Origin of the sequence: Emcibacter sp. (genome assembly GCF_048269205.1) — a bacterium.
Lineage (GTDB): Bacteria > Pseudomonadota > Alphaproteobacteria > Sphingomonadales > Emcibacteraceae > Emcibacter.
Genome location: NZ_JBLXJC010000001.1, coordinates 1,769,633 through 1,787,682, shown reverse-complemented (window position 1 = coordinate 1,787,682; position 18,050 = coordinate 1,769,633). Strand labels below are relative to the sequence as shown.

The 18,050-nt window shown below is 54.6% G+C and carries 14 protein-coding genes; 5 read left to right on the top strand and 9 right to left on the bottom strand.

What is annotated here, in order from left to right; all coding sequences use genetic code 11:
- Positions 1-100 precede the first annotated feature (100 nt).
- From ACN0YD_RS08290 to ACN0YD_RS08275, 4 genes are all read right to left on the bottom strand, one after another.
- Positions 101-2,293, bottom strand: a complete 2,193-nt coding sequence (locus tag ACN0YD_RS08290) for a TonB-dependent siderophore receptor (RefSeq protein ID WP_417318643.1) — start codon at positions 2,291-2,293, stop codon at positions 101-103.
- A 174-nt stretch (positions 2,294-2,467) separates the two neighbouring features.
- A complete protein-coding gene (locus ACN0YD_RS08285; protein WP_417318641.1) occupies positions 2,468-3,871 on the bottom strand; it encodes a P1 family peptidase in 1,404 nt (467 codons plus the stop codon).
- 126 nt (positions 3,872-3,997) lie between these two features.
- Entirely contained in the window at positions 3,998-4,996 is a 999-nt protein-coding gene (locus ACN0YD_RS08280; RefSeq protein ID WP_417318639.1) for a LysR substrate-binding domain-containing protein, read from the bottom strand.
- 206 nt (positions 4,997-5,202) lie between these two features.
- On the bottom strand, positions 5,203-6,531 hold the full coding sequence (locus tag ACN0YD_RS08275; RefSeq protein ID WP_417318637.1) for an APC family permease: 1,329 nt from the start codon (positions 6,529-6,531) through the stop codon (positions 5,203-5,205).
- Between the two features lie 152 nt (positions 6,532-6,683).
- On the opposite strand from ACN0YD_RS08275, the gene ACN0YD_RS08270 reads away from it, so the two are divergent.
- The gene (locus ACN0YD_RS08270) at positions 6,684-7,337 is read left to right on the top strand and encodes a TetR family transcriptional regulator C-terminal domain-containing protein (protein ID WP_417318635.1); all 654 of its coding nucleotides are present in this window, start codon (positions 6,684-6,686) and stop codon (positions 7,335-7,337) included.
- Between the two features lie 2 nt (positions 7,338-7,339).
- Here the strand turns inward: ACN0YD_RS08270 and ACN0YD_RS08265 are convergent, their stop codons facing one another.
- A complete protein-coding gene (locus tag ACN0YD_RS08265) occupies positions 7,340-8,914 on the bottom strand; it encodes a phytoene desaturase family protein (RefSeq protein ID WP_417318633.1) in 1,575 nt (524 codons plus the stop codon).
- Between the two features lie 110 nt (positions 8,915-9,024).
- On the opposite strand from ACN0YD_RS08265, the gene ACN0YD_RS08260 reads away from it, so the two are divergent.
- Entirely contained in the window at positions 9,025-10,242 is a 1,218-nt protein-coding gene (locus ACN0YD_RS08260) for an aromatic ring-hydroxylating oxygenase subunit alpha (RefSeq protein WP_417318631.1), read from the top strand.
- Positions 10,243-10,271: 29 nt separating this feature from the next.
- A complete protein-coding gene (locus ACN0YD_RS08255; RefSeq protein ID WP_417318629.1) occupies positions 10,272-11,573 on the top strand; it encodes an amidohydrolase family protein in 1,302 nt (433 codons plus the stop codon).
- A 13-nt stretch (positions 11,574-11,586) separates the two neighbouring features.
- On the opposite strand, the gene nhaC is transcribed toward ACN0YD_RS08255, so the two are convergent.
- From nhaC to ACN0YD_RS08235, 4 genes are read right to left on the bottom strand one after another with little or no spacing between them, the layout of a single operon-like run.
- A complete protein-coding gene (nhaC, locus tag ACN0YD_RS08250) occupies positions 11,587-13,095 on the bottom strand; it encodes a Na+/H+ antiporter NhaC (RefSeq protein ID WP_417318627.1) in 1,509 nt (502 codons plus the stop codon).
- A complete protein-coding gene (locus tag ACN0YD_RS08245; protein ID WP_417318625.1) occupies positions 13,092-14,123 on the bottom strand; it encodes a histone deacetylase family protein in 1,032 nt (343 codons plus the stop codon). The genes nhaC and ACN0YD_RS08245 overlap by 4 nt, the downstream gene beginning before the upstream one ends.
- A gap of 16 nt (positions 14,124-14,139) precedes the next feature.
- Complete coding sequence (locus ACN0YD_RS08240) at positions 14,140-15,468, bottom strand: aspartate aminotransferase family protein (RefSeq protein WP_417318623.1); 1,329 nt, start codon at positions 15,466-15,468, stop codon at positions 14,140-14,142.
- An 11-nt stretch (positions 15,469-15,479) separates the two neighbouring features.
- Positions 15,480-16,502, bottom strand: coding sequence for a LysR family transcriptional regulator (locus tag ACN0YD_RS08235; RefSeq protein ID WP_417318621.1), 1,023 nt, complete (start codon positions 16,500-16,502; stop codon positions 15,480-15,482).
- Positions 16,503-16,636: 134 nt separating this feature from the next.
- Between ACN0YD_RS08235 and ACN0YD_RS08230 the strand changes: the two genes are divergently transcribed.
- Both ACN0YD_RS08230 and ACN0YD_RS08225 read left to right on the top strand, forming a co-directional pair.
- Entirely contained in the window at positions 16,637-17,575 is a 939-nt protein-coding gene (locus tag ACN0YD_RS08230) for a 3-keto-5-aminohexanoate cleavage protein (protein WP_417318619.1), read from the top strand.
- The gene (locus tag ACN0YD_RS08225) at positions 17,572-18,039 is read left to right on the top strand and encodes a GNAT family N-acetyltransferase (protein ID WP_417318617.1); all 468 of its coding nucleotides are present in this window, start codon (positions 17,572-17,574) and stop codon (positions 18,037-18,039) included. The genes ACN0YD_RS08230 and ACN0YD_RS08225 overlap by 4 nt, the downstream gene beginning before the upstream one ends.
- Positions 18,040-18,050: the final 11 nt, after the last annotated feature.

Sequence of the window (18,050 nt, the reverse complement as noted above, 5' to 3'; positions counted from 1 at the left end):
CTATCACAGGGGCGTCTTTTTATATTCAGCAAGGGAGTGACAAAAAAATACCGGGCGCCATTGTGGCGCCCGGTTTGGTTTTCCTGATAGGCTGATGCGATTAAAAATCGTAACGCAGACGGATATTGAAATTCCTGGGTGCGCCATAGGCAAGCTGGCTATAAAAGCCGATCTGGCTGTAATAGGTTTCATCGAAAAGATTTTCCACATTGATCTGTGCGGAAAGGCTTTCGTTGAAATCATAACGGGCCATCAGGCTGACCAGGGCATAGGCATCCTGCTGCAACTTTTCGGGATTGCCAGTGACAGGATTGAAAGCATCTGTGTAGTTGCTGTCTTCCCAGTTCAGGCCGCCACCTACTGTCAGGCCCTGCCAGTCCCCCTGGAAGTCATATGTCGTGAATATCTTCAGGAGCTTGCGCGGCTGGTCCGTATTCACCTTGTTGCCTTCTGCGTCTTCAGCCTTGAACTGAGTATAGCCGAGGCTGATGTTCCAGCCGGGCAGGGGCTCGCCAACCAGCTCGATTTCAAAACCCTTGCTTTCAGTGCCGTCAGCAGCGTAATAGGCCTCGAAAATCGTCCCGGGAATCAGGTGGCCAGTATCAACCTGTGCCAGATTGTCCTGTTTGATCAAAAACAGGCTGGCTGTTGCATGAAGCGCGCCGTCCATGAAGCTGCTTTTCAGGCCAACTTCATAGCTTTTGCCGACCAGCGGATCCAGATAGTCGCCATTACGGTCCTGATAGTTCTGGGCTTCAAAAATCTCCGTATAACTGGCGTATAGAGTATTATTCTCTGTCAGATTATAGAGAACACCGGCATAGGGAATGAACACACCACTGTCACCAAAGTCCAGTTCGGTTCCGTAACTGACGCCATCCTGTTCCCATTTGGCAATACGTCCGCCAAGAACCACTTTCAGTGCGTCGGTGACAGACAGTCTTGTTGCCGCATAAAAACCAGTTTGCTCAATACTGTAGTCTACGGCGACAGATGTTGGCGCATCGGACCAGGTTGGCTCGGGGTAGGAGCCGTCCCATTCATTGAAGTTACCAATGGGGCCGTAATCACTGGCGGTATAGGTAGAATTGATGGTGTCCTGGGTGCTGTACAGGGCGCCGAATACCAGTTCATGATCGCGGCCTAGGAAGTCGTATGTTCCCTTTATCTGGAAATCGATGCTGTCCTGTTTGCTAGTGCCTTCCGCACGATAGGGCGAGGGACCCAGGCCAAGCCCTGTCGTTCTGTCCGGAACGCCGTAGAGATAAAGGAGCCTCAATTCGGATGAGTTTTCGTTCCGGTTGTAATTGACCTTACCAAACCAGCCGTTACCGAATTCATGGATCAGGCTGGCATAGTAGTTTTTATTGTCAGAAGCCCAGGAGGTCCAGTCCGCCCCGATTGTTTTGCTGCGGTCCCAGTTGGTTCGGCTACCATCGGCATGCCAGGACGGCAAGCCGCCCCAGGTGGAGGCGGTCGGGTTATTATCCTGATAGCTGGCGCCAAGGCGGATGAGCGTGTCTTCAGTGATATCGGCTTCCAATACACCGTAAAGGACCAATGTTTCATCTTCCCACAGATCGCGGTAGGATTCTTCAGTCTTGTATTTTGCAACCACACGTCCGCGAATTTTACCCTCGGTGTCCAGGGCTGCAGACAAGTCGCCGACCACACCGTAACTGTTCCAGCTACCGACTTCGGCACTTACGTTTCCTACCAGTTCCTGGCTGGTGGCATGTTTCCTGACCAGGTTGATCGAGGCGGACGGATCGCCGGCGCCTGTCAGGAGGCCAGTTGAGCCACGGACAATTTCGACACGCTCATACAGAACGGTATCCTGCTGGGTTTCGCCTGCGTCACCGCCGGGGCTCCAGGCGATCGGCACACCGTCGATCTGGTAATTCTGGATTGGAAACCCGCGGGATGAAAAACCAAAGCGGGAACTATCAAATTCTTTGGCGGAAACGCCGACCGCGTTCAGCACCACATCCGTCAGGGATTGCAGATCCTGGTCTTCCAGTCGCTGGAAGGTCATTACACTCACCGACTGCGGAGTTTCCATCAGGGACAGGCCAAGACCGGTGGCGCTATCTAGCCGCTCGTTCGTTGTGTAGGAGCCGGTTACGGTAATTTCCTCCAGTGCGGCTTCTTCGCTGTCTTTTGCGGCTTCTTCAGCAAATGTTGCAGTGGCAACAAGCAGTGGTGTAATGGCACAGCCGATCAGCAACGTTCTGATATGGCGGCCAGTAGTCCGGCATGCTGACGCCGGTGTGTTGGAGAACTCTGAATACATTTCATCCCTCTATTGGTTATAGGTTGTCCCATCATGCTAATGAGAATTAATCGCATTAATAGAAGGATATTATCCGCTATTCAATCGATTTCTTTGTGAGGGGTGATTTTTTTTAACATGGTGCAAAATAAAAAGGCCGCCTTTGTTGGCGGCCTTGGTCTAAAATGTGTGGCTTTACTGCTTTATCCCGATTTGCTGCCAATGTCCGGGATTGAAAATGACCTGCCCCTTTTTGTCAAAACGGATGGTGAGGGGATAGCGGCTGGGAATCATAAAATCTGTTGCGCTCACAGGCAGAAGTTCCCTTTTGTCATCAGCAGTAATGGCATAGGCGCGGCGGTCTCCGCTGGCTTGTGCATATAGCTTGTCGCCTTCTCTTGTGAAGGTTACGGACACAAACTGGCTGAATTTATAGGTGCCGGTGAGTTTTGTGAGCTCTTTTACAGTGAGGAAAGCCTTTTCCGCCGGTTCGGAGGCCTGTTGTTGCTCCGGTACGGAACTGAGAAGGGCATCCCACATCACCTCGGAGGCAATCGTGCCAAGATCAGCGGAGGAATATACCTGTTTTTCCAGTTCCTCAGTGGAGACGGCATATAAAACATCTCCGTCAAAGATGGTGGAGAAGGGCTGAATGCCGCGTGCCATGGAGGTATGAACCTGTACGGCGAGGCGTTTGAGTTCTGCCGGGGTCATTTTCTGGTTTGTCACAATCAGGCTGACAGTCGTGTTTTTACTGCTTGAGCCTTGTTTCTCACCGCTCCAGTCTTTTTCCCGGCTGGCCGGGAAGTTTTTCATGAGATCAGCCGTTTTCACATCTGTCGGCCAGTTTTCGTTGCGGTAGCAGGCGGCGATATTGCCCTCCCGGTCTGTAATCACGCCGTAAGGGTTGGCAACCACAAAGGCGGCAATTTTCACGTCATCGATTTGTTTAAAGGCCGCTCCCTGACCGGAGAAGGCATTACAGCCAAAAAAACCTCCGCTTTTGGCAAAACGTCCTGCCCCTTCAGCCCCCAAGGGGAAACTGCCTTTTTTCAGGGATCGGAAGGCGGCCTGGGCCAGTTTCTTGTCAGGATAGATTTCATTCAGCCGACGTGTTCCAAAATCAAAGATGATTGACCCGACAGACATGGCAATACTGGGGACGAGACTGAAGGCATTGCCATCGCGAATGCCGTCGTCCTTTAGAGCCGTCGCCACAGCAGTGACAGCTTCCAGACCATACCAGGAGCCGCCGGAAAAGACCACGGTATCCAGTTCAGCCAGGTCATAGCCAAGGTCCATATAGGCCGCATTCACAGTCCCGGGGCCACCACCCCGGACATCGACAGCCGCAAGCACCTTCCTGTCGAATTTTATGACGGTGACACCGGTCGGCCCTTCTTTATATTCTCCGGTGCCCACACTAATGATCGGCCAGTCAAAAGCAAGATGACTGGCGCCCTCTGTTTCAGTAACTGGTTTCAGGTCCTTTTGAGAAGCCAGGGCGGAAGGAGAAGAAAATGCCATCACGGCGGCAGATAGCAGCAACAGGCCTTTCCCGGCGTTCCGGAAGAGTAGTTTTCTTTTTGGACGTGTCATCAGTGAATTCCTTCTGGCTTGATCTGCGGTCATGGGAAAGTCCGGCTTACCCGTACAGGACCATAGTTTACAGCTGTTGGTATGCTTGAAAAAGGTGACAACGAGGTGAGAGGTGGTGTTTACAGATCACCACAATGGCTGGGAGTCTTTTCTGGGACGTAGTTCTTTTGCGATGGAGGACTGCAACCAGCTTCTGTATTGTTTGATTGCCGGGCTGTCCCAGCGGTCTGATCGGGCCACAAACAGATAGATACCCTCAACATGGGGCTGGAAGCTTTCCTGGTCTTTGCCTATTTCCACAAGCCGGCCCTTGGCCAGGTCCTCGCTCACCACAAGATAGTTTGTCAGGGCAATGCCGCGACCATGACGGGCCGCATCAAGGGTGAGATGCCCCTGCCACAGGCGGGGGCCGGCCAATTCAAGCTCTCCCTGCACGTCATGGGCCTGCAGCCAGAGTTTCCAGCTGTTGTCGTCAACTTCGAAAAGAAGCTGATGGTTGGTCAGATCGGATGGCGCATGGATTGGGTCATGCTTTTTGATATAGTCAGGACTTGCTACGGCAATAATCGGGGGATGCGCCAGGTCCATGCTTTTCACTCCCTGGGGGAGCTTCTGGCCTTTGCCGTATTTCGGGATCAGGCGAATGTCCACATCCGCTTCGTGGGAGGAAAAATCCGGGCTTACGTCGGTCGGGCGAATTTCAATTTCTATTCCGGGGTGTTTTTTCTCGAAGTCCGCCAGATGTTCGGTTTGCCAATGCAGGGCAAAGCCGGGTTTGCACCAGACGATGAGCTTGTGATTTTCATTCAGCTTTATCAGGTCGGTCGTGGCATTGGCAATTCGGTCGATGGCGCTGGATATCTGTTTATGGTAGCGCCTGCCTTCTTCTGTCAGCTGTGCGCCTGTGCTGGTGCGTTCCAGAAGCACACATCCAGTCCAGGCCTCGATTGCCCGGAGATGGCGGCTGATTACAGCATGATCACGATCCAGGCCGATGGCCGCTTTCCTGACGCCGCCGAGGCGGGCGACTGCGTCAAAGGCTCGCAGAGCCTCAAAGGGAGGCAATGCTCTCCGTGACGGGAGTTTGATTGCCGCCTGGGCAGCTTTCTTCTCTTTACTCTCCATGATACAGACCTGGGCACATGATATTATAAGGCATCGACACAGCCTCTGAATGCTTTGATCCTTGCATTCATTGAGATCAACTGTCAAGAAGGTTCGGACGCAGGCAAGGGCCTGGACTGGTGCTTTGAAGCTTGCTTGTTTAAAACACCTCGTTCCGCGAAAATAATAACAAATCGCTGACAGTTTGTTTTTTGTGAGCAGACCAGCTATTCGGCAAATTTACTCGGTGCTTCCTCGGTGACATGGACATGCAACCAGGCATAGACGGGCATCCCGGCCAGCAGCAGAATAAAGCCCCAGAAGACGGTTTCATATCCCGATCCGATAATGACCCAGGTTGTATAGACAAAGGCAGCCAGGGAGAGAAGGGTGGTTTGCAGGGGCGCTGCCTTTCCCACTTTCCTGAGTAATACCAGCTCCGCTACTGCGGAAAAGGCGTAGGGGATCAGGACTGACAGGGTGGAAAGAAGAAGCAGGAATTCAAAGGCCCCGCGCAATCCCTTCGTATAGTTCAGCAGTAACAGGATAGAGGCGATGATACCCAGCACAATGAGGGAGAAAGCCGGCGTGCCATTTTTGGAGATTCTGGCAAAGCTGAGCGGGAATAATTTATCCCGGGCCGCAGCCATCGGGGTTTGGGCCCCGACCAGGACCATGGCGTTCAGGGCGCCAACCATGGAAATCATGGCGCCGATGGCGACAAACTTCGCACCAAAGGGACCCATCACTGCCGTTGCAGCGTCCGAAAACGGGCTTGTGGAAGTGGCCAGGACTTCAGGCGGAACCACCAGCATGACCCCGATGGTGGAGATCAGATAGACAAGGGTGACGGTTATGGTGCCCCAGAACAGAACCCTGGGAATGGTTTTTTCCGGCTCAATGACATCCTCGGCGGGAATGGTGGCGCACTCAATACCGACAAAGGCCCACATGGTCAGGATTGCCGCTGCAGAGAGGGCTGAAAGGGGATTTCCACCGGTTGGGTTCATTTCGGGCATATAATCCACGCCCTGATGGAAAAAACCCAAAACGCCAATCAAGAGGAGGGGCAGTATTTTCAGGATTGTGGTAATTAACTGGAAACTGCTGGATTCCTGTACTCCCTTGATGTTCAGGGCGACGAAAGCCCAGACAAGGCTCAGGCTGACGGCCAGGGATCCTATGGGGTTGGCGGCAAGTCCCGGGATAAAAACATCGAGATAGCCAACAAAGCCAACAGCCACTGCCGCCACGGCAGTCCAAATGGAGAGGGAATATCCCCACATGGTGAGGAAAGCCGCGAAATCACCCAGACCTTCCCGGGCATAGGCATAGGGACCGCCGACTTTGGGAATGACCTTGGTCAGGCGTGACAGCATTAGGGCAATCAGCAGAGTGCCGCCGCCGGTAAGCAGGATGCTCATCAGGCCCAGTCCCCCGAAAGGTGCCAGCAGGGCGGGCATCATGAAGATGCCGGACCCGATCATCATGCCGACCCCCAGTGCCCAGGTCCGCCAGAATCCCATACAAGGCGTTTGGGTGCCATTTTCTGCCATCTAAAATCCTCCGTTTGACTCAGTATAGGAAGAAAATTGTACAAATGTACAGGGGCAATTTCGTCCTGCTGTCATGTTATTGGAGAATGATACTTTGCGAATATCTGTCCCGTTGTTATAAACGATAGATAAAAACACTGTGTGGTTGGAAGATGAAAAAAGAAAAAAGTATCTACAAGGTCAATCCCAAGACCGGGGATAAGAAACAGCTTTTCATAGATGCGACCATTTGTGCACTGGCAGAATATGGATATAAGGGCACAACAGTGCGCAAAATTGCTGAAATAGCCAAGGTTGCGCCTGGGTTGCTGACCCATTATTACAGCGGCAAGGAAGTCCTGATTGCCGAAAGTTATAAATATCTGTCCCACAAGTTCCTTGAGCTGTTCCGGGAGAGGGTGGCAGAACACAGGGACAATCCGCTGGAAGCCCTGAATATTTTCTTTCTGAAGACTTTTGAACGGGAAAATATGGATCCCCGGCTGTTGCGGATATGGCTGTCCTTTTGGTCGCTGACCCTTTTGCGCAAGGATCTTGGACATATCCACCGGGAAACCTATCACAACTATATTGAAGCCATAGAAGGAATGCTGGACAGGGCTTATGATCTGGCCGGTAGGCAGGAGGACGCGGAGCGAGTTCGTCGTCAGGCCATCGGCATCAATGCCCTTCTGGATGGCCTGTGGCTGGAATGGTGTCTCAATCCTGAAACCTTCTCGCGGGAAGAAGGGCTCAGGATTGTCTATGACTTTGTAGAGAGTGCAACCGGCCTTGTCATGGACAAGGATTTTTCCCGGCTCGACTGATTCTAATTATCCCTGATGATTTCCCGGGCCGCATTATGGCCGGGAGCACCGGTGACGCCGCCGCCTGGGTGAGTACCTGATCCGCACATATAGAGCCCCTTGATTGGTGCACGGTAATTCCCATTACCAAGCAATGGACGGGCGCTGAACATCTGGTCCAGGGTCAGGTTGCCGTGCATGATATCCCCAGCGACGAGGCCGAAGGTACGCTCAAGGTCAAGCGGGCTCATGATCTGTCGGCCAAGGATGCTGGCCTTGAAGCCCGGCGCGAATTTTTCCACCTGGTTGATGATGGCGTCGGCCGCTTCCTCCCGGTGCTTGTCCCAGTCCACATTGGGGTCAAACTGCTGGCAGAACAGGCTCGCCACATGCTGGCCTTCGGGGGCAAGGGTATCGTCCAGGGTAGAGGGGATGAGCATCTCGACAATCGGCTCGCGGGACCATCCCTTTTCCTGGGCATCCCGATAGGCCTGGTCCATATAAGCCATTGTCGGCGCAATGACGATACCGCCGGTGAGATGGTCTGCGGTTGCCCGATCCTGTTTCTCAAGACAGGTGAAGCGCGGCAATTCGGAAAGCGCCACATTCATGCGGAAGGTGCCGGAGCCGTTTTTGTAATGTTTCATGCGGCGGCTGAAATCCTCCGGCATATCGGCGGTAGCGACCATCTTGCCATAGAGCAGGGCGGGGTTCACATTGGCGGCGACGATATCGGCGCGGAGTTCCTCGCCGTTCTCAAGGCGTACGCCCCGGGCCTTGCCCCCTTCCACGATGACACTGGCTACCGGACTGTCGGTGCTGATTTCAACGCCCTTTTCCCGGGCGGCGCTGGCCATGGCCTGGGTGATGGCGCCCATGCCGCCGATGGCGTGGCCCCAGACACCCTTCTTGCCGTTCACTTCACCAAAGGCATGATGCATGAGCACATAGGCAGAGCCGGGTGTTTTGCAGTCCGCATAGTTGCCGACAACACCATCGAAAGCGAAGGCGCCTTTCACATACTCATTTTCAAAATAGAGATCGAGGAAGTCAGCGACGCTCTTGGTGAAGATGTCCAGGACAATGCGTTCGTCCTCGAGGGAAAGTTTGCGCAGGCGATTGCCCATCTTGAGAGCACCGAAAATATCACGCAGGCCGCCACCCACGTTGGGCGGGGTTTCCAGAAGAAAGTCGCGGATCAGGTCTGCCACCATTTCGGTATCCCGGAAATAGCGGTCCAGGTTATCGGCGTCTTTTTGCGAAAATAGGGCGATTTCCTTCTTCAGGTTTTCGCCGCCAACAACAAAGGAGATATAGTTGCCGTCCTCGTGGGGCCAGAGGTTGTTGACCCGGCGCTCGACAATTTTCAGGCCATGATCATGCAGTTTCAGGTCGCGGATCACCTTGGGATTAAGCAGGCTGACTGTATAGGAGGCGACGGAGTTTTTAAAACCGGGGTGAAATTCCTCTGTCACTGCCGCGCCGCCGACAATATCCCGGCGTTCCAGAACGCGTGTCTTGATGCCCGCCTCTGCCAGATAATTGGCGCAAACCAGTCCGTTATGTCCGCCGCCGATGATGAGTGCCGTTTTTGTCATAAAAAAATCCTAGCCAGAAATTCAATTTCATATACAATTGGTATTGTACAAGTGTACAATAATGTCAACAGGCAAATCATTAATAGTATGAGAGCGTGAGGAAGTCGACCATGGCGACGGATGAATGGAACGGGGACAAAAGGTCCATTGAAGAGCTGATTGCGGATTATCAGCCGGGTTATTCAATGGAGCAGCGATTCTATAAAGATCCGGAGATTTACAAACGGGAAATTCAGAATATTTTCCTGAAACACTGGGTTCTGGCAGGCCATGTCTCCCAGATTCCCAATAGCGGTGATTACTTCCTGTTCGAAATGGATAAAGAATCGGTCATCGTGATTCGTACCCGGGACGGTGAAGTAAAGGCTCATCTTAATGTCTGTCGTCATCGGGGCTCTCACATTTGCCTTGAAAAAGAGGGTAATGCCAAGCTGTTGACCTGTCCCTATCACGCCTGGTCCTTTGATCTGGATGGCAATCTGGTGGCCGCCCGACTGATGGGGGAGGATTTTGACAAGTCGCAAAACGGTCTTCATCCGGCCAGGGTGGAACTGGTCGGTGGCCTGATTTTAGTGAGCCTGTCCGAAAACCCGCCATCCCTTGAGGCAATGCGCAAAGACCTGGCTGATGTGTTTGAGACCTTTGGCTTTGATAAAATGAAACTTGCCGCCAGCAAGACTTTCCCGATCGCCGCCAACTGGAAGCTAGCGGTGGAAAATTACCAGGAATGTTACCATTGTACGCCCTCACATCAGGAGTATGCCAAAGTCCATGCCCTGGCGCTGGCACCGGAAAAATTCTCCGGGCTCAAGAAAGATTTTCTTGAAACCAATGACGGTTCCATCCGGCTCGGGGAATCCAACTGTTACTTTGATCTGGCCAAGCCGGGGGACGAAGGTTACCAATATGGCCGCAATCCGTTGTTACGCGGGATGAAAAGCGGCAGTCTCGGGGGTGAAGCTGTGGCGCCCCTGCTTGGTAAAATCAGGGACTATGACGGCGGCGCGTCCGAATTTATGGTCGGCCCCCTTAGCTTCTTCCTGATCTATAATGATCATATGGTGGGCTATCGCTTTGTGCCCAACGCCCATGACCGCTGCAGCTGCGATGTCTTCTGGTTTGTGCGCGACGATGCGGTAGAGGGTAAGGACTATGATCTGGAAAAACTCACATGGTTGTGGGATATAACCACCCAGTCCGATGAGGAAATCATCGTCAACAACCAGAGGGGGGTGGATTCCCATTTCTACCAGCCCGGACGGCTGTCGGAGATGGAACATTTTGAACAAAGTTTCCTGAACTGGTATCTTGCTGCACTGAAGGGCTAACCAGTAACTTGAGTAAAAAGGGGTATGATATGTTGCGGAATTTTCTGATTGCGAGCCTGCTTCTGCTGACCGCCGCCTGCGGTCCGGCCGAGGAGAACAACAAGGCTTCTGAAGGCGGCCTGGTTTATGTTCATGCGGGGCATCTGATTGATGTGGAAAAGGGTATTGTGCTGGACGATCAGATGATTGTCATCAGCGGGGAGCGCATTGTCGACGTCAAGCCCTGGACCGCTGAGGGGGCGCCCTCCGGCGTCATAGACTGGTCAGGTTATACGGTGATGCCGGGTATGATTGACGGGCATTCGCACCTCTTGGGCGATATCCAGTCAGAGGACCCGATGGCGCCTTTGGAAGGCACCCGGCAGGATGACATTGATATGGGTGTGATCAATGCGCTCAAAACCCTCAAAGCAGGCTTTACCACTGTGATTGATGTGGGAAGTTACCGGGTATTCAGTGATGTGGAACTGCGGGACAAAATCAATGCCGGAGAAGTTCCCGGGCCACGCATGATGGTGGCCGGGGCCTATGTGACTGTCCCCGGAGGCGGTGGCGAAGTCATTGGTCTTGATGCCGGTGTCGATATCCCTGACGAGTTCCGCGCCGGTGTAGCTGCCGATGCCGATGAGGTAAGGGAACGGGTGCGCTACCTTCTGGATGGCGGGGCTGATTTCATCAAGGTGATCGCAACCGGGGCGGTTCTCACCGTGGGAACGGACCCCGGCGAACCGGAATTCAATGAAGAAGAAATTCGCGCCGCTGTGGAAGAAGCTGCCAAAGACGGCAAATATGTCACCGCCCACGCCCATGGGGCTGAAGGAATCAAGATGGCGGTGCGCGCCGGGGTACGCTCTATCCAGCATGGTTCACTGGCTGATGAAGAAGCGCTGCAGATGATGAAAGAGCATGGTACCTGGCTGGTGGCCGATATCTATAACGGTGACTATATCAAGGAAGTCGGTACGGCCCAGGGCTGGCCCGAAGAAACCATGCGGAAAAATGATGAAACCACGGAAACCCAGCGCGCTGCTTTCCGCAGGGCGGTGGCGATCGGCGTCAATATCGCCTATGGCACCGACAGCGGTGTCTATCCACACGGCGATAATGCCAAACAAATGCCCTATATGGTGCGCCATGGCCTGACCCCCATGCAGGCGATCCAGTCAGCCACCATCTGGGGGGCACGGTCCATGTCACTGGACAAGGATGTTGGCTCCATCACTTCCGGCAAATATGCGGATATGATTGCCGTCAGCAATGACGTGCTGAATGATGTCAGCGTGCTGGAAAATGTGAATGCGGTGATTAAAGGTGGAAAGCTGGTCCCCTGAGGGACCAGTTCTTTTAATCGTTCACCACTTCTGTGTTGATCATGTCCTGTTCCTCTTCCTCGGTGATCTCTTCCAGGGGAGTGATCCGGATGTTCAACAGGCCATAGATTATGGCGATCACAGGAGTGAGCAGGTTAAGGAAAGCATAGGGCAGATAGGCGAAGGTGGGGACACCCAGCGTTGTTGCCATGAAGGCCCCGCAGGTATTCCAGGGAACCAGTGCTGAAGTCATGGTACCGGCATCTTCCAGGGTCCGGGAAAGATTTTCCGGAGCCAGTCCGCGCCGGCGGAATTCCAGCTGATACATGCGGCCGGGCAGGACAATGGCAATATACTGGTCGGCAGCAATGATGTTCATGCCGATCGAGGTGAAGACTGTGGTGATCACCAGCGAACCGGTACCCTTTACGCCTTTCAGCGCCGTCTGTACGATCCGCCCCAGAAGGCCGGTATGCTCCATGGCCCCACCAAAACACATGGCGGAAATGATCAGCCAGACCGTATTCAGCATGCTGCTCATGCCGCCGCGGGAAAGCAGTTTATCCAGGACCTCATCGCCGATGCTGGCTTCATAGCCAGTGGAGACGGCAACCCAAAGCCCTTTGACGGTGGCGAGCCCATCGGAAATTTCTGTGCCCGCCCTGCCGAATGCAATCGTTGCGTCGGTCTGGTAAAAGGCGGCGACCAGGCCCCCGGCGATGGCGCCGATGGTGATGGTGGGAAGGGCAGGCACTTTCGCGATCGAAAGGCCGAGCAACAGCAACAACGGCAGGAAAACGGGGATGCCGAGCCGGTAATTCTGCTCCAGAAGTGTACGCGCCGTTTCAATGGCACCTGTATCAGTCGCCACTGCGGCATTCTGCCAACCGAGCCAGGTAAACAGGACGACCGACAGGACAAAGGCTGGCGTCGTGGTCCAGAACATGTGACGGATATGTACGAACAGGTCCACGCCGACCATGGCGGGAGCCAGGTTGGTACTGTCCGACAGCGGTGACATCTTGTCCCCGAAATAGGCCCCGGAAATCACTGCGCCGGCCGTAATCTCGATTGACAGGCCGAGGATATGGGCGATACCGATCAGGGCAAGACCGACAGTGGCGGCAGTGGTCCAGGAGCTGCCGATGGAAACGGCGACAAGGGCGCAAACCACCATGCTTGCCGGATAGAACCAGGCCGGGTCAAGCACGCCAAGCCCCAGATGAATAATGGCCGGGGCCGTGCCGGACAGCATCCAGGCCCCGATCAGGGATCCAATGAGCAACAGGATCAGGCAGGCGTGCATGGCCAGCATGATGCCTTCAATAATAGCGGTTTCAAGTTCCTTCCAGCTCTGGCCGCGCAGCACACCGATCAGGCAGGCGACGGCTGCGGCCAGTATCAGGCCGATCTGGTTGGGGCCGGAAGAGGAGCCGTCGCCGAAGATATAGACCGCCCCGCCCAGCAGGCACATGAGGAAAAGCAGCGGGATCAGGGCGAGCCACAGGGGAATGTTTTCCGCTTTGACATTGCTGGGGATCATTTGCTGCCCTCTCTGAACCCTCTCAGGAAACTGGCCAGGTTTTCGCCCAGTTCTTCACAGAGATAGCCGCCTTCCTGGATGATAACTGTCGGTCCGGGGAACCTTTCGGCAATGGCCTTGCCAATTTTGCCAAAGCCTTCCGTGCTGACCCCAAGCCCGGCGAAGGGGTCATTTTCAAAGGCGTCGAGGCCGAGGGCGATCACCAGGGCCTGCGGTGCAAAGGCGTAAATCCGGTTCAGGGCCTTGTCGAGGGCTACCAGGTAGTCGTCGTCCCTTGTACCGCGGGGCAGGGGGAAGTTGAGGTTATAGCCGAGGCCTGGCCCTTCGCCGCGTTCGGCGGCATGACCCCAGAAGAAAGGATAAAAACGAACCGGGTCCGCATGCAGGGATACGGTCAGGACATCGTCGCGGCGATAGAAAATATCCTGGGTGCCGTTGCCATGGTGCAGGTCCACATCAAGGATGGCTACAGAATCATATTTGCGGCGCAGGTTCTGGGCGGCGATGGCAGTATTGTTTAAATAGCAGAAACCACCCGCGAGATCGCTACCGGCATGATGTCCCGGCGGACGGCAGAGGGCATAAGCGGATTTTTCCCCGTCGAGCACCAGTTCGCTGGCATGGATTGCCGACCAGGCGCTGTTCAGCGCGCTTTCCCAGGTCTCTCCCGTGATTGGGGCGCCGGCATCCGCCATATGATATCCCGCCTGGGCAACAACAGATGCCGGATATACGCCGTCCCGGTTGGTGGGATGAATGTTGGGGGTTATCTCTGCGGCCGCCCCGGGAATGCGCTTCCAGCGTTTATAGGCATGTTGCAGGAATTCCAGATATTCCGGAGTGTGGACACGGGCGATAGGGCCAAGTCCATAATCCTTTGGGGTGACTATATCCAGGCCCAGGTCTCCGGCGCCTTCAAGCAGTTTGTCAATTCGGCCCGGCATTTCCGGGTTCTGTTCCCGAACCCCGTTAACCAGGAAACTCTCGGGGTAATGTTTGTGTTGCGGGGCGGAAAAGACGCATTTCATGGTGTAATCTCTTTTCTTATCGGGGCAGGTTCAGGGTTGTTGCAAGTTCGGTAAGACTTTCATCAAGGATACCCAGGATATCGCCGATTTGTTCCGGGGTGGTGATCATGGGCGGGCAGACCAGGAAATGATCGCCTTCCAGACCGCCGCGTGACCGGCGTGAATAGATGATCAAGCCGCGTCTGTAGGCGATTTCCACAAGCTCCCTGAAGGCATTGAGCGAGGTTGGCAGCGGGGCCATGGTGTCCCGGTCACCGACCAGTTCGAAGGCGGTCAGCAGACCCTTGCCACGTACGTCGCCGATGAAGGGAAATTTGTCCATCAGCCGACCGAGGCCGGTGAGAAGATCGTTGCCCACCCTGGTTGTGTTTTCCATCATGTTCTGACGATAGATTTCCTCGATCACTGCAAGGCCGGCGGCGCAGGCGATGGGGTTTCCGGCATAGGTATAGCCGTGCTGGAAGCCGCCAGCGTCAAGAATGACATCGACAATATGCTGCCGGGCCGTCATGGCGCCGAGCGGGATATAACCCGCGCCAAAGCCCTTTGCGGTGGCGATGATATCCGGATTGATGTCCCAGTGTTCACAGGCGAGGAATTTGCCGGTTCGGCCGACGCCGGTCATCACTTCGTCATAGATCAGGAGGACGCCGAATTCGTCACAGATTTCCCGGATTCGGCCGTAATAACTATCGGGGGCTACTAGTGCGCCGGTGGAGGCGCCGCCGATCGGTTCCATTATAAAGGCGAGCACACTTTCCGGACCTTCCTCAAGGATCTTGTCCCTGAGCATGTCAGCATATTTCAGGCCACGCTCCTCTTCGCTCAGATTATCCCGGTCGAGATAACAACGCGGCGCAGGCACTTTGGGCATGTCCGTGACGATCGGTTTGAACGGGGCGGTCAGCGGCTCGTAAGAGGTCAGCGCCAACGCCCCGAGGGTTGCCCCGTGATAGGAGGGGGAACGTGAAATGACTTTCCAGCGGCTGTCCTGGCCTTTGACGTAGGCATATTGCCGGGCCAGTTTGACGGCGCTTTCCACGGATTCGGAACCGCCTGACACAAAAAAGACCTTGTCGTGCCCTTTGGGGCTCAGTTCGGCCACTTTGGCGGCCAGGTTTTCCGCCGGGGCATTTTCGAAATGCAGGCGATAGCCGAAGGTGGATTTATCCATCTGGTCCCGCATGGCTTCCAGCACCCGGGGGTTGCTGTGGCCGATATTGGACACCATGGCGCCGCTGGATCCATCAATGTAGCGTTTGCCATTGACGTCCCAGATATAAATGCCTTCCGCATGCTCAAGCAGCGGACGGCGGTCACGGGTTTGATAGAACAGGTGTGACATTCTTGCGAACTCTAGAGAGGTTGAGGATAAGGGTTGTTGCCATAGGTCCGCCCGGTGAGCGGAACGTCCCTGATCTTCTGTTCAAGAAGTTTGAGGAATTCTTTTTCCGCCAGATTCAGGATCGCCTTTGGATTCTGCAGGGTATAGACATCGACAGCCGGGGCATCGTCCACCGGCAGGAGCGGCCAGAGCCGCCCCATCAGGATGTCGCGCTCCACCACATGGATGGGCAGGGGGCCGATGCCCAGACCAGCCATGATCATGCGGCGGACTTCTTCCAGGTTGTTGGAAACACCGGTGACATAATCGCTGAGCTGGGCCTGTCCCCTGAGCACGGCAATGGGATGCAACACATCACCCAGCCGGTCCGTATAAAAGGTTACGCGCTGTTCGCCGCGCAAGTCCTCGAGACTGATGTCCTGTTTACCGAACAGAGGATGGTCGCGGCCGCAGAAAAAACCGAAATGCTCCCGATAGAAAAGCTGGGTATTGAGCCCTTCCAGCTGTTCCCGGATCAGGCAGATGCCAAGTGTGCCTTCCTTGGCCTGTATAGCTTCGATGACTTCCTGGCTGCCCTTTACGGAAATGGAAAATGTCGCCTTCGGATTTTTTTCGTGGAAGACACGCAGGGTCTCGTCCAGCAGTGGCGTCATGACATGGCTGGTCAGCAGGATTTTGACATGCCCCTGCACATTGTCATGGACGTCCTGGATGATATTCGGCAGGCGGCCGACCGTGCCGAACAGTTCCTTGCATTCCTGAAACAGTGTTTCGCCATGGTGGGTAAGCCGGAAACTGCGCGGCCCGCGTTCCGCCAGCTGGCAGCCGAGGCTCTCTTCGAGGCGCCTCAGGGCATTGCTGATCGATGGCTGTTTCTGGTTCAGTTGCTGTGCTGCCCGGGTGATGTTCTGTTCCTGGGCGATCACCATGAAGGTGCGCAGCAGATTCCAGTCCAGATCCCAGGCAATATTGCTTATGCCGGGCTGGTCCGATACGGGGGCGTCTTCGGCCTCTATGTCATTTCCTTCAGACATATTATCATTCATTAAATCTATAATTGATTTTCTATGTATTGTTTATAAGAATGTAATAGTGAAAAAAATATTCGGCAAGATTAAAAATGGTGAAAGCCAAATATTGTTCGATCTGCTGCATGAAAGAGACCGATATGGGAAGAAAAGTTATCATTACCTGCGCCGTGACCGGGTCCATTTATACGCCGACCATGAGTCCTCATCTGCCGGTGACCGGATCAGAGATAGCTAAAGCGTCCATTGATGCGGCGGAAGCCGGTGCGGCGATCATCCATCTTCATGCCCGCAATCCCGAAAATGGCAAGCCGAGCGCAGAGCCGGCCCATTTTCACGGCTTTGTCCCGCAGATCCATCAGGCCTGTGATGCGGTCTTGAATATCTCCACCGGTGGCAGCTCGGTGATGTCGCTTGATGAACGGCTTGCGCCGGCGCGGACAATCAAGCCGGAAATGTGTTCTCTTAATATGGGGTCCATGAATTTCGGCATTTTCACACTGAAAAACCGCTACAAAGACTGGAAGCACGACTGGGAGCCGGCCCTGCTGGACGCGACCAAGCATACCACCTTCCGCAATACCTATGAGGATATCGAGACGATTCTTACGGAACTGGGGCAGGGGGGCGGGGCCCGTTTCGAATTTGAATGTTATGACCTCGGGCATATCGAGACCCTGGCCTATTACCTTCGGCAGGGATTGGTCAAGGCGCCACTGTATGTGCAGTTTGTCCTTGGCGTAATGGGGGGCGTTGGTGCTTCGCCGGAGAACCTGATGGCCATGAAGGCCGCGGCGGACCGGCTGCTGGGCGATCAGTATGAGTTTTCCGTCCTGGCAGCCGGCGCCCACCAGATACCTCTTGCAACCATGGGAGTCATCCTGGGGGGCAATGTCCGGGTAGGTCTTGAGGACAGCCTGACCATAGCGCCGGGTAGACTGGCCGAAAGTAACGCAGAGCAGGTGCGGGCGATTCGCACCGTGATTGAGGCTCTGGGGCACGAAGTGGCGACACCTGAAGATGTGCGCAATGGTCTTTGTCTCAAGGGGCGGGACCAGATAATGGCGCATGCCTCATGACGGCAATTATCCTCAAACGAGCGGAGAAAAAGGACGCGGGCGTCCTGATCGAAATGCTGAGCCAGCTCTCCCGGGACCTGAACAAGGAATATAAGTTCTCCGGATCTGTCGAGGCGCTGGAAAAATTCGGTTTTTCGGATGCTCCCGCTTTTGAGGCGATTATTGCCTGGCGTGACGGAGAGGCCCTCGGTTTCATCCTGTATTTTTACGAGTTTTCCACCTGGCGGGGTGCGCCGGGTATATATGTCCAGGACCTGTTTGTAAAAGCGGAAGCCCGGGGACTGGGCCTCGGTGAAAGCCTGACCACTGCCGCAATTAAGCGCGGTAAGGAAAAAGAAGCTGTTTACATGCGCCTGATGGTTCATGGAAGTAATGAAGCGGGTTTCGGCTTTTACAACGCCACGGGGTTCAAGGCGGTTGAAGGGGAAACCACCATGTTGATGGAATTTGAGGATATTGGCTAACAGGTATCAGA

Excerpts from the sequence above, each read along its gene's own strand:
- ACN0YD_RS08225 (WP_417318617.1), top strand. The coding sequence starts at position 17,572 with ATGACGGCAATTATCCTCAAACGAGCGGAGAAAAAGGACGCGGGCGTC.
- ACN0YD_RS08240 (WP_417318623.1), bottom strand. The coding sequence starts at position 15,468 with ATGTCACACCTGTTCTATCAAACCCGTGACCGCCGTCCGCTGCTTGAG.
- ACN0YD_RS08235 (WP_417318621.1), bottom strand. The coding sequence starts at position 16,502 with ATGTCTGAAGGAAATGACATAGAGGCCGAAGACGCCCCCGTATCGGAC.
- ACN0YD_RS08265 (WP_417318633.1), bottom strand. The coding sequence starts at position 8,914 with ATGACAAAAACGGCACTCATCATCGGCGGCGGACATAACGGACTGGTT.
- ACN0YD_RS08280 (WP_417318639.1), bottom strand. The coding sequence starts at position 4,996 with ATGGAGAGTAAAGAGAAGAAAGCTGCCCAGGCGGCAATCAAACTCCCG.
- ACN0YD_RS08255 (WP_417318629.1), top strand. The coding sequence starts at position 10,272 with ATGTTGCGGAATTTTCTGATTGCGAGCCTGCTTCTGCTGACCGCCGCC.
- ACN0YD_RS08260 (WP_417318631.1), top strand. The coding sequence starts at position 9,025 with ATGGCGACGGATGAATGGAACGGGGACAAAAGGTCCATTGAAGAGCTG.
- ACN0YD_RS08245 (WP_417318625.1), bottom strand. The coding sequence starts at position 14,123 with ATGAAATGCGTCTTTTCCGCCCCGCAACACAAACATTACCCCGAGAGT.
- ACN0YD_RS08285 (WP_417318641.1), bottom strand. The coding sequence starts at position 3,871 with ATGACACGTCCAAAAAGAAAACTACTCTTCCGGAACGCCGGGAAAGGC.
- nhaC (WP_417318627.1), bottom strand. The coding sequence starts at position 13,095 with ATGATCCCCAGCAATGTCAAAGCGGAAAACATTCCCCTGTGGCTCGCC.
- ACN0YD_RS08290 (WP_417318643.1), bottom strand. The coding sequence starts at position 2,293 with ATGTATTCAGAGTTCTCCAACACACCGGCGTCAGCATGCCGGACTACT.
- ACN0YD_RS08275 (WP_417318637.1), bottom strand. The coding sequence starts at position 6,531 with ATGGCAGAAAATGGCACCCAAACGCCTTGTATGGGATTCTGGCGGACC.
- ACN0YD_RS08270 (WP_417318635.1), top strand. The coding sequence starts at position 6,684 with ATGAAAAAAGAAAAAAGTATCTACAAGGTCAATCCCAAGACCGGGGAT.
- ACN0YD_RS08230 (WP_417318619.1), top strand. The coding sequence starts at position 16,637 with ATGGGAAGAAAAGTTATCATTACCTGCGCCGTGACCGGGTCCATTTAT.